The following is a 14086-nucleotide window of genomic DNA, read 5'->3' as shown; positions in this document are numbered from 1 at the left end:
TTGGTGCAAAAAGAAGCGGCGCCCGCGGCGCCGCCCCGTTATCCGCCTGTCCCGCGCTATTGCTGGATGGGCGGCGTGTTTTCACGCACCTTTCTGGGGCGTCCGCGCGGCAGCGGCGACACGCGACGATTCGCGGTGCGGGCCGCCCACTCGCGGTAATTCTCGCCGCCGAGCACCCAGCCCTTCAGCGTCGCTTGTTGAAGCTGATCGGCCTGCCGCTCGTCGAGCGGCTGTTCGCACAGCTCCTTGTACGCACGCTGCCGGTCGAACGGCGTGTTGCCGAGCGCCCAGTAGAGCGGATGGTCGGTGATCAGGCTGTCGACGGTGAGCCCGACGTGGTGCCGGTAGCTCGACCAGCGATAGGCGTCGGGCGTCGCAACCAGCTGCGCGCGCACCGGGCTCATCTCGACCACGCGGCTCGCGAGCAGGAAATAGCGCTCGCCTTCGATCACGGTCGCCCGATAGCGGCCTTCCCACAGCGTGCCGCGACGCGAATAGCGCCGGTTGAAATGCGCGACGTAGCGGCGGCCGACCGCCTGCATCGCCTTCGGCAGGCTCGCCTCGTCGCTCGGCGTCACGAGGAGTTGCACCTGACGCGGGAGCAGCACATAGGCATGCACCGAAAGATGGTGATCGCGTGCCGCGGCCTTCAGGCAATCGATGAAGAGTTCGTAGTCCTGGTCGTCGACGAACGCGGGTTGCTGATCCAGGCCGCGCAGTATCACGTGCTGCGGCTGGTCGGGAACGTAGAGTCGTGCTAACCGTGCCATGCTGAATGTCCGTTTGAACGCGTTAGGAAATACCCGAAGGTCCGAAAGTGCGCACCTGCGTAGAATGCCTGTCCCTACGGGGCGCGGAAGCGTACGGTCGTGCGAATCCTAGGGAGAAAGCTCTAACTTGCGAGCTTGTTTGGTTTTAAACGCAGTCGTCATAATGAGCACGCCTTTGATCGGAGGAGACACAATGAAACGAAAACTGGCCATTACGGGGGCCGCAGCGCTCGCATTCGCATTTGCGGGCGGCCCGGCACACGCACAATCCGCAGGTGACTTCTACGTCAGCACCGGCTGGCTGCACCTGTCACCGCAGGACAGCAGCGACCCGCTGTTCGTCTACCGCGTCGGCGGCACGCCCATCAACCAATCGATTCCCAATACGGGCGCCGGCATCAACGACGCCGATACGCTCGGCCTCGCCGCGGGCTACTTCGTTACCGACCACATCTCCACCGAGCTCGTCATGGGGATACCGCCGAAGTTCGACATCACCGGCAAGGGTCGGTTCGAAAACTTCGGCGTACTCGGCCGTGCGTACCAGTGGAGCCCCGCCCTGTTGCTTCGCTACCACTTCAACGACGCCAACGCGAAGTTCCGTCCGTATCTCGGCGTCGGCGCGACGTATGTCTGGTTCACCGGCGCAAAGATCACGAACAGCAGCTTCGAGAACGGCGTGCTCGGCGGCCCGACCAGCGCCACGACCAGCAACCAGTGGGCGCCCGTGCTCAACGCCGGCTTCACGTACAACTTCACGAAGCACTGGTTCGGGGGCCTGTCGATCTCGTACATCCCGGTCAGCGTGACCGCCACCTTCACGACGGCCCGCCGTACGCCGGTCGGCACCCTGACCGAAACGTCGAAAGCGAAGATCTCGCTGAACCCGATCGTCACGTACCTGAACGTCGGCTACCGCTTCTAAGCGTAGTCGAATATTTGGGGAATGGTTAATCCTGCTGCAATTTGTAGCGGATTTTTCCCGACGTAACGTCTCCACGATGCAAAACGCCCCGGTGGGAATCCCGCCGGGGCGTCGTTTTTTCGCGTCACGCAGGTTCCCGGACAGAATTTTGCCCGGGGTAAGCGGCGCTATACGAGGTCGTCGAGTGCTGTCGGGCCGATCAGGTCGATCCGGTCCGTGCAGACTGCGTCGACGCCCCAGCGCACGAGTTCACGCGCCCGGGCGAGGTCGTTGACCGTGTAGACCAGGATGCGCAGCCCGGCCGCCTTGATCGCCCGCACGAGCGGTTCGTCGAGCCGTTTGTGGTCTGCATGCAACGAAACGCAGCCGAGCGCCCCGACGACCTGCGCATGCCAGTCGTCCGGCACCGCTTCGTAGAGCATCCCGCGCCGCAACGCCGGCGCGGTCGCGCGCGCCTGTTGCAGCGCATCGAACGAAAACGACGACAGCAGCGGCGGCACCGCCGCGCCGTGCCAGTACGCAGCCGCGTCGGCCGCCACGCGCTGCCCGGTTTCGCGCTCGCGCCCCGGGCACGGCTTGATCTCGACATTCGCGGCCAGCCCGTGCGCGATGCAGCGCGCCGCCGCCGCCTCGAGCGTCGGCATCCGCTCGCCCGCGAAGCGCGCGTCGAACCACGCGCCGGCGTCGAGCGCGGCCAGCGCCGCATAACGCATGCCCGCCGCCGGCCCGCTGCCGTTCGACGTGCGCTCGACCGTGTCGTCGTGGAGCAGGAACGTCACGTCGTCGGCTGACAGCTTCGCGTCGAACTCGACCATCCGGTGCCCGCGCCGCGCGCCCTCGTCGAGCGCGGCGAGCGTGTTCTCCGGCGCGAGCGTGCCGCCGCCGCGATGGGCGACCACGCGCGGATAGGGCCAGTCGGTGCGAAGGGTCATCGTCGGTCTCTCGGCAAGTGCAGCAGGTTCAGCCGGCGCGCTTGCCGGTCTCGGGATCGAAGAAATGCAGCCGGTGCGCGGGCAGCGCGGCGCCCAGCGCCGTGCCGCGCGCGGGACGATCCGCGTGCGGCAGGCGTACCACGACGTCGTGGTTGCCCCAGCGGCCGTGCGCGAGGTTGTCCGCGCCGAGCAGCTCGCACGAATCGACCGGGAGCGATGCCTGCGCGACGCCGGGCTGCGGCGTCATGTGCTCCGGGCGCACGCCGAGCACCCAGTCGCGCCCGGTGGCGATCGTGGTGCCGATGCCGGGCGCGCCGGCGACCGGCAGCGCCGGGCCACCGCCCGCGACCGCAAAGGTCGCGCCATCCTCGGACAGCCGGCCATGCATCAGGTTCATCGCCGGGGAGCCGATGAAGCCCGCGACGAACACCGTCTCCGGCTTCTCATACACGTCGACCGGCGCGCCGATCTGCTCCGCATAGCCGCGGTTCATCACGATCACGCGCTGCGCGAGCGTCATCGCCTCGATCTGGTCGTGCGTCACGTACACGCTCGTCGTCGCGAGCCGCGCATGCAGCCGCTGGATCTCGAGCCGCATCTGCACGCGCAGCTTCGCATCGAGGTTCGACAGCGGCTCGTCGAACAGGAACACCGACGGCTCGCGCACGATCGCACGCCCCATCGCGACGCGCTGCCGCTGGCCGCCCGACAGTTCGCGCGGGCGCCGCGCGAGCAGCGGCTCGAGTTCGAGGATCTTCGCGGCCGCGGCCACCCGCGCGTCGATCGTCGCGCGCTCGATGCCGCGGATCTTCAGCCCGTAGCCCATGTTCTGCGCGACCGTCATGTGCGGATAGAGCGCGTAGTTCTGGAACACCATCGCGATGTCGCGATCCTTGGGCTCCAGCGCGTTGACCACGCGGTCGCCGATCGCGATCTCGCCGTCCGTCACCGTCTCGAGCCCCGCGATCATCCGCAGCAGCGTCGACTTGCCGCAGCCCGACGGGCCGACCAGCACGACGAATTCGCCGTCGGCGATCTCCACGTCGATGCCGTGCAGCACGTGCTGCTTGCCGTCGTAGGATTTCCTGACGCCCTTCAAGCTCAGAGCAGCCATACTTGGTCCTTCTCCCGGTTGCCGTCCGTGTTCATTTCTCGGAATCGACGAGGCCGCGCACGAACCAGCGCTGCATCGCCAGCACGACGACGAGCGGCGGAATCATCGCCAGCAGCGTCGCCGCCATCACGTATTGCCATTCGGTCGCGGCGTCGCCGCTCGCGATCATCGTCTTGATGCCCACCACCGCCGTCGACAGCGACGCCTCCGTCGTGATCAGGATCGGCCACAGATACTGGTTCCAGCCGTAGATGAAGGTGATCACGAACAGCGCCGCGATGGTCGTCTTCGACAGCGGCAGCACGACGTCCCAGAAGAAGCGCATCGGCCCCGCGCCGTCGATGCGCGCGGCGTCCATCAGCTCGTCGGGCAGCGTCATGAAGAACTGGCGGAACAGGAACGTCGCCGTCGCCGACGCGATCAGCGGCAGCGTGAGCCCCGCGTAGGCGTTCGTCAGGTGCAGCGTCGACACCACCTGCACGGTCGGGAAGATCCGCACCTCGACCGGCAGCATCAGCGTGATGAAGATCAGCCAGAACGCCGTGTTGCGGAACGGGAAGCGGAAATAGACGATCGCGTACGCGGACAGGATCGACACCGCGATCTTGCCGACCGCGATCCCGAGCGCCATCACGAAGCTGTTCGCGAGCAGCCGGCCGAACGGCGCGGTCGTGCCGCCGCTGCCGTGCCCCCAGATGTACGCGATGTTCTCCAGCAGGTGCGTGCTCGGCACCAGCGACAGCGGGATCGTGAACACTTCCTGCGCGTTCATCGTCGCCGCGCAGAATGCGACGTAGACGGGGAACACGATCGCCACGACGCCCGCGATCAGCACCGCGTGGCAGAACAGGTCGAAACCCTTGCGATTTTCGATCATGCGTATTGCACCCTGCGTTCGACGAAGCGGAACTGGATCACCGTGAGCCCGACGACGATGATCATCAGCACGACCGACTGCGCGCCCGAACTGCCGATGTCGAGCCCCTGGAAGCCTTCCGTGAAGATCTTGTAGATCAGCGTCTTGGTGCTTTGCGCGGGGCCGCCCGCGGTGGCCGCGTCGATCACCGGGAACGTGTCGAAGAACGCGTAGACGAGGTTCACGACGAGCAGGAAGAAGCTCGTCGGCGACAGCAGCGGCAGCACGATGTTGAAGAAGCGCCGCACCGGCCCGGCGCCGTCGATCGCCGCCGCCTCGATCAGCGAACGCGGAATCGCCTGCAGCCCCGCATAGAAGAACAGGAAGTTGTAGCTCACCTGCTTCCACACCGACGCGAGCACGACGAGGAACATCGCCTGGCTGCCGTTCAGCGCGTGATTCCAGACAATGCCGCCCTTTGCGAGCGCATAGGTGACGAGACCGATGCTCGGGTTGAACAGGAACGCCCACAGCACGGCGGCGATCGTCGGCGCGACCGCATACGGCCAGATCAGCAGCGTGCGGTACACGCGCGCGCCGCGGATCACGCGGTCGGCGCACGCGGCGAGCAGCAGCGACACGACGAGCCCGCTGACCGTGACGAGCGAGCTGAACACCAGTGTCGTGCGGAACGAGTCGAGGTACAGCGGATCGGCGAACAGGTGCGTGAAATTCGCGAAGCCGACGAATTCGCTCGACGTGCCGAACGCATCCTGCATCTGCGTCGACTGCCACAGCGCGACGCCGGCCGGCCACAGGAAGAACACGGCGGTGATCGCGAGCTGCGGCGCGATCAGCAGGTACGGCAGCAGGCTCGCGCCGAAACGGGAACGGGAACGGGATTCCATCGCGGGCATCCGGTCAGGCGAAACGGAAAGGGAACCGCGGCGCCGGCCCGCGCGCATGCGCGAGGCGGCGGCCGGCGGCACGGACGCGATGCGGGATCAGCCGCCCGACTTCTCGAAGCGGCGCAGCAACTCGTCGCCGCGCGAGGCGGCCGAGTCGAGCGCGTCCTTCGGCGACTTCTTCTGCGCCCAGACCTGCTCCAGCTCTTCGTCGACGACCGTGCGGATCTGCGGCATGTTGCCCAGACGCAGCCCCTTCGTGTAGGGCAGCGGCGGCTTGTTCAACATCTGCTTGATCGCGGTTTCCGCGCTCGGGTTCTTCGCATAGAAGCCCTGCTGGCGCGTGAGGTCGTACGCGGCCGTCGTGACCGGCAGGTAGCCCGTTTCCTGGTGCCACTTCGCGGCGACCGGCGGCGAGGCGAGGAACGCGAGGAATTTCGCGACGCCCTTGTAGGTCGCCGGATCCTTGCCGGCCAGCACCCACAGGCTCGCGCCGCCGATGATTGCGTTCTGCGGTGCGCCCTTCACGTTCGCGTCGTACGGCATCATGCCCGTGCCGTAGCTGAACTTCGCGAACTTCTGCACGTTCGCGAGCGCACCCGACGACGTCGTCAGGATCCCGCAGTCGCCGCTGTAGAACTTCGCCGACGCTTCGTCCTTGCGGCCCGCGTACGTGAACGTGCCGTCCTTCTGCATCTGCTGCAGGAACGCGATGTGGGCGATCTGCTGCGGCTTGTTGAATTCGAGCACCGCGTCGGCGCCGTCGAAGCCGTTGTTGCGGCTCGCGAACGGCAGCGCGTGCCACACGCTGTAGTTCTCGAGCTGGATCCAGCCCTGCCAGCCGGTCGTGAAGCCGCAGGTCATCCCGGACTTGCGCAGTTTCTCCGCATCGGCCTGCACGTCCGCCCACGTCTTCGGCGGCTGGTTCGGATCGAGCCCGGCCTTCTTGAACGCGTCCTTGTTGTAGTACAGCACCGGCGTCGAGCTGTTAAACGGCATCGACACGAGATGGCCCGTCTTCGCATCGCTGTAGTAGCTCGCGATGGTCGGCACGAACGCCTTTTCGTCCAGCGGCACGCCGGCCTGCTTGAACACGTCGTAGACGGGCACGACGGCCTTCTTCGCCTGCATCATCGTCGCGGTGCCGACTTCATAGACCTGGAGGATCGCCGGCGCGTTGCCGCTGCGATAGGCGGCGATGCCGGCCGCGAGCGCCTGGTCGTAGGTGCCCTTGAAGACCGGCACGATCTTGTAGTCGCTCTGCGATGCGTTGAACTGCGTGGCGAGCTCGTTCACGCGCTCGCCGAGCGCCGACTCCATCGCATGCCAGAACTGGATCTCCGTCGCGGCGAACGCCGCATGCTGCACACCGAACATCAGCGCGCCGCCAAGCGCGATCAAGCGAATCGTGGTCCCCGCAGGCTTCTTCTTCATCGACCTCTCCTATGAAAACGTTACCAACAGCGTGTGCAACATTCCCGTCGCCATTGAACCGGCGAAGTCTAGTGATCGTTTGTGACAGTCAGTTGTCGTTGACGACGAACAGGCGCTGGTATTCCTTCAGCGCGAAGCGGTCGGTCATGCCGGCGATGTAGTGCGCGACGAGGCGCGGCTGCTGCGCTTCGTCGTCCGACTGGTACGGCGGCGGCAGCAGGCGCGGATCGTCGATGAACGCGTCGAACAGCCCGGTGACGACGCGCTGCGCCTTGTTCGCCATGCGCATCACCTTGTAATGGCGGTACAGGTTCTTGAACAGGAAACGCTTGAGGGCGGCCGCTTGCGCGGCGACCGCTTCGCTGTGCGCGACGAGCGGCGGCGCCGCGCGCACGTCGTCGAGCGACGCGGGCGCGACGCGCATGAGATTGCGCGTGGTCTCGTCGATCAGGTCGACGATCAGCGTGTTGATGATGCGGCGCACCGTCTCGTGCACGAGGCGGCGGCCTTCGAGATGCGGGAATTCCGCCAGCGCGGCCTCGTAGTGACGCTGCCAGAGCTCGACTTCGGCGAGCTGCCCGATCGTGATCAGGCCCGAGCGCAGGCCGTCGTCGACGTCATGGTTGTTGTATGCGATTTCGTCCGCGATGTTCGCGAGTTGCGCCTCCAGCGACGGCTGGCGCCCTTGCAGGAACCGTTCGCCGAGCGCGCCGAGCTTGCGCGCATTCTCGCGCGAGCAGTGCTTGAGGATGCCTTCGCGCGTCTCGAAACACAGGTTCAGGCCGTTGAACGCGCCGTAATGCTCCTCGAGCTCGTCGACGACAGCCAGGCTCTGCAGGTTGTGCTCGAAGCCGCCGTGCTCGCGCATGCATGCATTCAGCGCGTCCTGCCCGGCATGGCCGAACGGCGTATGGCCGAGATCGTGCGCGAGCGAGATCGCTTCGACGAGATCCTCGTTCAGGCGCAGGTTGCGCGCGACCGAGCGCGCGATCTGCGCGACTTCGAGGCTGTGCGTAAGACGGGTGCGGAACAGGTCGCCTTCGTGATTGACGAAGACCTGCGTCTTGTATTCGAGCCGGCGAAACGCGGTCGAATGGACGATGCGGTCGCGGTCGCGCTGGAATTCGGTGCGCGCCGCCGGCGGCGTTTCCGGATGGCGGCGGCCGCGCGACTGCGACGCGTGGGCGGCATACGGAGCGAGATGGGCTTCCAGCGCCGCCAGCGTCGGCGGCTCGACCAGCGTCGCGACGGATGCGCGGCCGGCCTCGGGCAGTTTGCTGCTGGATGTCTCGCTCACGTCTGCTCCATGTCAGTGGCGCCGGGGCATCCGGGGCGCCGTTACCGGGTCGTCTGCGCCAGTGTAGCGAACACCGCTTCGTCGGGCGCCTGGGTGATCAGCGTATCGCCGAATCGCTTCAGCAGGATGAACTTGATCGCGCCGGCTTCGGCCTTCTTGTCGACACGCATCAGCTCCATGTAGCGCGCATCGCCGAGTGCCGGCCCGCGCACCGGCAAGTGCGCGGCGGCAATCACGGCATCGAGCCGCTGCCGCGACGCTTCGTCGAGGAGGCCGAGCCGCACCGACAGGTCGGCCGCCATCACCATCCCGCAGCCGACCGCTTCGCCGTGCAGCCATTCGCCGTAGCCGAGCCCGGCCTCGATCGCATGGCCGAACGTATGACCGAAGTTCAGGATCGCGCGCAGGCCGCCTTCGCGCTCGTCGGCCGCGACCACGCTCGCCTTGATCTCGCACGAGCGCTTCACCGCATGCGCGAGCGCGGCCGGCTCGCGGCGGTTCAGCGCATCGACGTTCGCGTCGATCCAGTCGAAGAATGCCGCATCGGCGATCGCGCCCGTCTTGATGACCTCGGCCACGCCGGCCGCCAGCTCGCGATCGGGCAGCGTGGTCAGCGCGCCGATATCGGCGATCACCGCCTGCGGCTGGTAGAACGCGCCGATCATGTTCTTGCCGAGCGGATGGTTGATGCCGGTCTTGCCGCCGACCGACGAATCGACCTGCGACAGCAGCGTCGTCGGCACCTGGATGAACGGCACGCCGCGCATGTAGCACGCGGCGGCGAAGCCGGTCATGTCGCCGATTACGCCGCCGCCGAGTGCGACGAGCGTCGTCTTGCGGTCGGCGCGCTCGGTCAGCAGGCCGTCGAAGATCAGGTTCAGCGTTTCCCAGTTCTTGTAGGCCTCGCCGTCCGGCAGCACGACCGTCGATACGCGCTTGCCGAGCGGCGCGAGCGCCGCGCGCAGCGCGTCGCCGTAGAGCGGATCGACCGTCGTGTTCGTGACGATCGTGACCGACGAACCGGTGACGTGAGGGGCGAACAGTTCGGTGCGGCCGATCAGGCCGGCACCAATGTGAATCGGGTAGGCGCGCTCGCCCAGGTCGACGTTGACGGTAATCATGCTTGTAGCGGCTTGGCGATGACGCCTGCGAGTTCGAGTTGCATCAGCACCATGTTGACGAGGCCGTTGACCGACGGACGGCCGGTCTCGATGATGAAGTCCGCGCATTCGCGGTACAGCGGGTCGCGCACTTCGTAGAGCGCTTCGAGACGCGCCTTCGGGTCGCCGGTCTGCAACAGCGGGCGGTTCTTGTCCTTGCGCGTGCGCAGCCACAGATCGTGCGGATTGGCGCGCAGATAGATGACGATGCCGTGGCCTTTCAGGCAATCGCGATTTTCGGCGCGCAACACCGCGCCGCCGCCCGTCGCGAGCACGATGTTCTCGCGCTGCGTGAGATCGGCGATCACCTGCGATTCGCGGTCGCGAAAGCCGGCCTCGCCCTCCATCTCGAAGATCACCGGAATGCGCGCACCCGTGCGAGCCTCGATTTCGTGGTCGGAGTCGAAGAACGTCCTGTCGAGCCGGCGCGCGACCGCACGGCCCACGGTGGTCTTACCCGCTCCCATAAGGCCGACGAAAAATACGTTTGCGTGTGGGTCCCGCGCTTGCAACGGCTTCCTCTGCTTGAATCTTGCTGGTGTGTGGCGCAGCTTACTGGCAAAGCGGCTGCCTTGTCGAGCCTGCGCCACCGGCTTCCGGCCCCCTTTTTCCCGCGTCCGCATCGCCCGCGCCGGACGTCGCGCACTGCGTGCCGACGACCGTCGGCGTGATGAAGACGACGAGTTCGCTGCGCTGGTCGCGCCGCGCGCGGTGCCGGAAAAGCGCGCCCAGTACCGGTATTTTGCCCAAGAGCGGCACCCGCGTCACATCATCCCGGTTCAACTGCTCATAAATCCCGCCGATCGCGACCGTCCCGCCGTTTTCGACCTCCACGCGCGTCTGGACGTGCTTCGTATGAATCGCCGGGCCGGCCGCGGTCGGCTCGCCCATGCTGTCCTTCGTCACGTCGAGGTCGAGCACGACGCGCCCGTCGGGCGTGATCTGCGGCTCGACCTCGAGCTTCAGCGTCGCGCGGCGGAACTGCACGCCGCTCACGCCGTTGCCGACCTTGGCCTGATACGGCAGCTCCGAGCCCTGTTCGACGATCGCCTTCACGCGGTCGGCCGTGACCACGCGCGGGCTCGAGACGATCTGGCCCCGCCCCTGTGCCTCGAGCGCGCTCAGCTCGACGTCGAGCACGCGGCTGAGCGGCGCGGCGAACAATGTGAAGCCGGCCGTCGCCGCCTCGAATCCGCCGAGCGGCCGCGCGGCGAGGTCGAGCGCGTTGCGCGTGTCGGTCGCGGATGGCGCGCCATCGGCGGTGGGTGCCCGCCCCTGCGCGCGCAACGCGACGCGAGCGCCGAGGTTACGCGAGAAGCCCTGTTCGCCTTCGACGATGCGCGCCTCGATCCGCACCTGTCGCGACGGCCGGTCGATCGCGTCGATCAGCCCCGCGATCTGCGCGATACGCGGCGCAAGATCGGTGACGAACAGCAGGTTCGTGCGCGGATCGGCCGCCGCGGCACCGCGTTTCGACAGCAGGCGCTGGCCGGTCGCACCGGCCAGCAGCCGCTGCACGTCCAGCGCACGCGGGTAATGCAGCGCGAAGGTCCGGCTCGCGAGCGGCTCCAGCTCGGCCGCACGGGCGTGCGTTTCGAAGCGCTCGCGCTCCCGCGCCGCGAGTTCGGCCGCCGGCGTGACCCAGATCACGTTGCCGCGCCGCGACATGGCCAGCCCGTGCGTATCGAGCAACGTATCGAACGCATCGCGCCAGCGGACATTGTTCAGACGTAACGTCACGGTGCCGCGCACCTGTTCACCGACGATGATGTTGAGCCCGGTGAATCGTGCGAGCGCATCGAATGCAGCCGCGAGCCCGGCGCCTTGCAGATTCAGCGAGATCCGCCGCGCGTCGTCCGCATCGCCGGGGTGCCGCGCCGCGGCGTCGCTCATGCGCGTGGGCGGCGGCAATGGGATCGGTGGCCCTTCCAGCAACGGCACCGGCGCGGTCGTGCCTGCCCGAACTGCTGCACGTGCGGCCTGATCGAACGGTTGGGGGCCGTCCTGAGTGGGGGTGGCACCGTTCATGCCGTCCGCGCCATCGAGCGCGCCGTGCGGCAGCGGTGTGTCTTCGACAGACGCCGGCATCGATGCGATCGACCAGCCGGCCGGCGGCAACGGGGGCAACGGAGGCAATGGCGGTAGCGCCGCGTGCGCCGTGGCCACGCATGATGCGACCTGGAATGCAATCGCCCACCATCCGTATTTCGTCATGGACGACCTCCGTCGTCCATGACGAACCGGCGCGCGCCATCGGCCGTCGCAAGCGTCACGGCGTCGGCATCGACGCGCATTAGCCGCGCGGCCCCAAGCGCTTCGCCCCGCGCGACGGTCGCGAATCCGCCGTCACCCGCGTCGAACAACGCGAGCCCGGCGCGCGCGTCGCGAATTGTGCCGGCCAGACGCGGCACCGCATCGTCGGCTACCGTGAGCGACCCCGCGCCGCCGAATGGATCGTCGCCTGACGCACCGGCGAGCATGGGCGCCGCGCCACCCGGCAAACGGGCTCCCGGCAGCGCCGGAAACACGTCTATCGTCATGTCGACCCGCGCCGTGGGCGGTTTTCGTTCGATATGCAGGACCGACGGCACCACCAGCGCGGGCAAACCCGCCAGCCCGCCCATCAGCCGCAGCAGCGCCGGAAAGCCGCCGTCCGCGACGATCCGCACCGTACGCCGGCCATCCGGTGCTGCATCGTCCGCGCGCTGCGGTTCGATCGACACGATCCGCAGACCGCTCGCTCCGGCCAGGTCGGCCAGTTCCAGCATCAGCGCGGGCCACGCCGGCGCACGCGTCGCGCTGACATTGCGCCCGGCGGCCGAGCCCGGGGCCGGGTCGTGCCGTTGCGCGGCGGCGAGTGCCCGCTGGGTGTCGGCGGCACGCGCCTGTGCCGTTGCGAGCAACGCGCGACTGCGCGCGAGCCCGCTCCAGTCGCCGGCATCCATCAGATGAATGCCGCCCACCAGCACGGACACGAATGCCACCACGCAGCCGATGGCGTGCGCGGTGGCCGGCGATACCCGCGCCACGTGGCCAAGCGCCCCGGCAACGCCCGGCACGGACTTATGCACGATCGCCGTCATGCGCCGCCTCCCGCTGCGCCTTGCGGCGACGCGTCGTGCCAGCGCACCTGTACGGAAAACCGGAACGGCGCGGCTGAAGCCGTGACCGGCGTGGCCGAAGCCTGTGTCAGCTCTCCGATATCGAATCGCCAGTCGCGCTGCTCGGCCGCGATCCGCGCGAGCCACCGCGCGGCCGCCCGGTAACTCGTCGCGCGCGCGTCGAGCACGGCGCCGGACGAAGTCGTGCGCAATGCGTCGAGCCGCACGGTGTCGTCGCGCACCTGCGCCAGCGTCGCGAGCAGCCCGGTGGCACGCCGGTAAGGCGCGGCAAGCACGACCGACCGCGCATCGCGTTGCGCGAGGTCGGCGGCCGCGCCGGCGGCACGCCGGAGGGCCGCGACCTTGGGCTCCAATTGCCGCAGTTGCGCCTCCACACGCGCCCGCTCGGCATCCACGCCCCATCTCCACACAGTCTGCGCGCCCGTCCATACGCAGGACCCGAATACGCCGAGCACGATCGCGGCCCCGCACTGTGTGGCACGGCGCCGCCGCAACGCGTGCGCCAGCCGCTCACGGTACGGCAGCAGATTGAAGCCGCCGAGCGCGGCGTGGCCGAGGATAACCCGCCCGAACCCCGTATCGGCCATCATTCCCACACCCCGCGCAGCGCCAGCCCGACCGCGAGGGCAAATGCCGGAGCGTCCGGCACACCGCCGGGCTCGCCCGGCAGCCCGTTCCATCCCGTGCAGTCGAACGGCACCGCCGCCACGCCGAGTGCATCTCCGATGTCGGCGACCGACGTACCGCAGCGGGCGATGCAGCGCGCGTCGCCGGCCACGAGCACGCAGCGCACCGGCTCGAATACGCACTGGCGCAATGCATCGGGGAGCGCCGCCTGCACGTCGCCGGATACCGCGAGCATAGGCGCGGCAACCGGACCGTCGACCCGCCATCCGCGCACACCCGTGTCGCCGAACCAGAATGCGGCGTACGGGCCGTGCGCGTCGAGCTCGAACTGCGCGGCATGGCGCAATGCGCGCAGCGCGGCGGCCGACTCGCCGTCGACGGCCGTCAGGTCGATGCCGGCCTGCGCGGCCACGTCGATCCGCCGCTCGAGCAAGGCCTGCGGCGCCACGGCGACCGCGATCTCGCCCGAATGCGCGCCGTCTTCCTGCCGCCAGTCGAACGCGAAACTGTCCGGCGCCAGCCCCGAGATGCGTTCGGCCGCCTGCCGGGCGGCGTGGGCGACATCCTCGCGCCCCGCCAGGTCAAGCGTTGCCGTGCGCATCTCGTCGTCGCGCAGCGCCATCACGCCATGCGCGCCGCAGCGCACGCCTGCCGCCGACAGCCGCGACACGGCGGCCGCCAACGCCCGTGCGACCGCGGCCCAGCGCGCGTCCTCCGGCCCGTCCGCGAGTCCTACCGGCTCCCGCTCGAGCCCTTCGACCCGCACATCCGCGCCCCGGCCGCGCCGGCTCAGCACGGCCACCCTCACCTCGTCCGCTCCGACGTCGATGCCCGTCGAACGGTGCCTGCCCGGCGCGAACCGCGCCGCCCATCGTGCTGTCATCCCAGCCTCCCGCGCTCGTTGCGGCCCACGCCGCGTTTCCGATGCCTGATTCTGCAAAGTG

14 protein-coding genes are annotated in these 14086 nt (G+C 68.3%); 1 reads left to right on the top strand and 13 read right to left on the bottom strand.

All coding sequences use genetic code 11. The features are described 5' to 3' along the window. Positions 1-56 precede the first annotated feature (56 nt). Complete coding sequence (locus ACP26O_RS01755) at positions 57-770, bottom strand: transposase (protein WP_006752972.1); 714 nt, start codon at positions 768-770, stop codon at positions 57-59. A gap of 193 nt (positions 771-963) precedes the next feature. Here ACP26O_RS01755 and ACP26O_RS01750 point away from each other — a divergent pair, with 193 nt between their 5' ends. Then, the gene (locus ACP26O_RS01750; protein ID WP_011655784.1) at positions 964-1695 is read left to right on the top strand and encodes an OmpW/AlkL family protein; all 732 of its coding nucleotides are present in this window, start codon (positions 964-966) and stop codon (positions 1693-1695) included. Between the two features lie 167 nt (positions 1696-1862). On the opposite strand, the gene ugpQ is transcribed toward ACP26O_RS01750, so the two are convergent. From ugpQ to ACP26O_RS01690, 12 genes are all read right to left on the bottom strand, one after another. Continuing rightward, on the bottom strand, positions 1863-2627 hold the full coding sequence (ugpQ, locus tag ACP26O_RS01745; RefSeq protein ID WP_175666025.1) for a glycerophosphodiester phosphodiesterase: 765 nt from the start codon (positions 2625-2627) through the stop codon (positions 1863-1865). A gap of 28 nt (positions 2628-2655) precedes the next feature. Next, positions 2656-3741 (bottom strand): sn-glycerol-3-phosphate import ATP-binding protein UgpC, encoded by a 1086-nt coding sequence (locus tag ACP26O_RS01740; RefSeq protein WP_012362913.1) that lies wholly within the window; start codon positions 3739-3741, stop codon positions 2656-2658. Between the two features lie 31 nt (positions 3742-3772). After that, on the bottom strand, positions 3773-4618 hold the full coding sequence (ugpE, locus tag ACP26O_RS01735) for a sn-glycerol-3-phosphate ABC transporter permease UgpE (RefSeq protein WP_175666026.1): 846 nt from the start codon (positions 4616-4618) through the stop codon (positions 3773-3775). Then, positions 4615-5505 carry a sn-glycerol-3-phosphate ABC transporter permease UgpA gene (gene ugpA, locus ACP26O_RS01730; RefSeq protein WP_105834638.1) on the bottom strand — a complete coding sequence of 297 codons (891 nt, stop codon included), beginning with the start codon at positions 5503-5505 and terminating at the stop codon, positions 4615-4617. The genes ugpE and ugpA overlap by 4 nt, the downstream gene beginning before the upstream one ends. 96 nt (positions 5506-5601) lie before the next feature. Next, entirely contained in the window at positions 5602-6936 is a 1335-nt protein-coding gene (ugpB, locus tag ACP26O_RS01725) for a sn-glycerol-3-phosphate ABC transporter substrate-binding protein UgpB (protein ID WP_175666027.1), read from the bottom strand. Between the two features lie 88 nt (positions 6937-7024). Then, positions 7025-8209 carry a deoxyguanosinetriphosphate triphosphohydrolase gene (locus ACP26O_RS01720; RefSeq protein ID WP_085963048.1) on the bottom strand — a complete coding sequence of 395 codons (1185 nt, stop codon included), beginning with the start codon at positions 8207-8209 and terminating at the stop codon, positions 7025-7027. A 65-nt stretch (positions 8210-8274) separates the two neighbouring features. Next, the gene (aroB, locus tag ACP26O_RS01715) at positions 8275-9354 is read right to left on the bottom strand and encodes a 3-dehydroquinate synthase (RefSeq protein ID WP_426356283.1); all 1080 of its coding nucleotides are present in this window, start codon (positions 9352-9354) and stop codon (positions 8275-8277) included. After that, entirely contained in the window at positions 9351-9905 is a 555-nt protein-coding gene (locus ACP26O_RS01710; protein ID WP_011655776.1) for a shikimate kinase, read from the bottom strand. Before ACP26O_RS01710 ends, aroB begins: the two co-directional genes overlap by 4 nt. A gap of 40 nt (positions 9906-9945) precedes the next feature. Beyond that, positions 9946-11607, bottom strand: a complete 1662-nt coding sequence (locus ACP26O_RS01705; protein ID WP_175666028.1) for a type IV pilus secretin PilQ — start codon at positions 11605-11607, stop codon at positions 9946-9948. Next, on the bottom strand, positions 11604-12476 hold the full coding sequence (locus ACP26O_RS01700) for a pilus assembly protein (protein WP_175666029.1): 873 nt from the start codon (positions 12474-12476) through the stop codon (positions 11604-11606). The genes ACP26O_RS01705 and ACP26O_RS01700 overlap by 4 nt, the downstream gene beginning before the upstream one ends. Next, positions 12473-13105, bottom strand: a complete 633-nt coding sequence (locus tag ACP26O_RS01695) for a fimbrial protein (protein ID WP_175666030.1) — start codon at positions 13103-13105, stop codon at positions 12473-12475. Before ACP26O_RS01695 ends, ACP26O_RS01700 begins: the two co-directional genes overlap by 4 nt. After that, entirely contained in the window at positions 13102-14025 is a 924-nt protein-coding gene (locus ACP26O_RS01690; protein WP_175666031.1) for a competence protein ComA, read from the bottom strand. The genes ACP26O_RS01695 and ACP26O_RS01690 overlap by 4 nt, the downstream gene beginning before the upstream one ends. Between the last annotated feature and the right edge of the window lie 61 nt (positions 14026-14086).

Source organism: Burkholderia sp. R-40 (genome assembly GCF_049942845.1).
GTDB classification, from domain to species: Bacteria; Pseudomonadota; Gammaproteobacteria; order Burkholderiales; family Burkholderiaceae; genus Burkholderia; species Burkholderia ambifaria.
The sequence above is the reverse complement of the archived record's forward strand: the minus strand, read 5'-3'. Positions and strand labels throughout refer to the sequence as shown.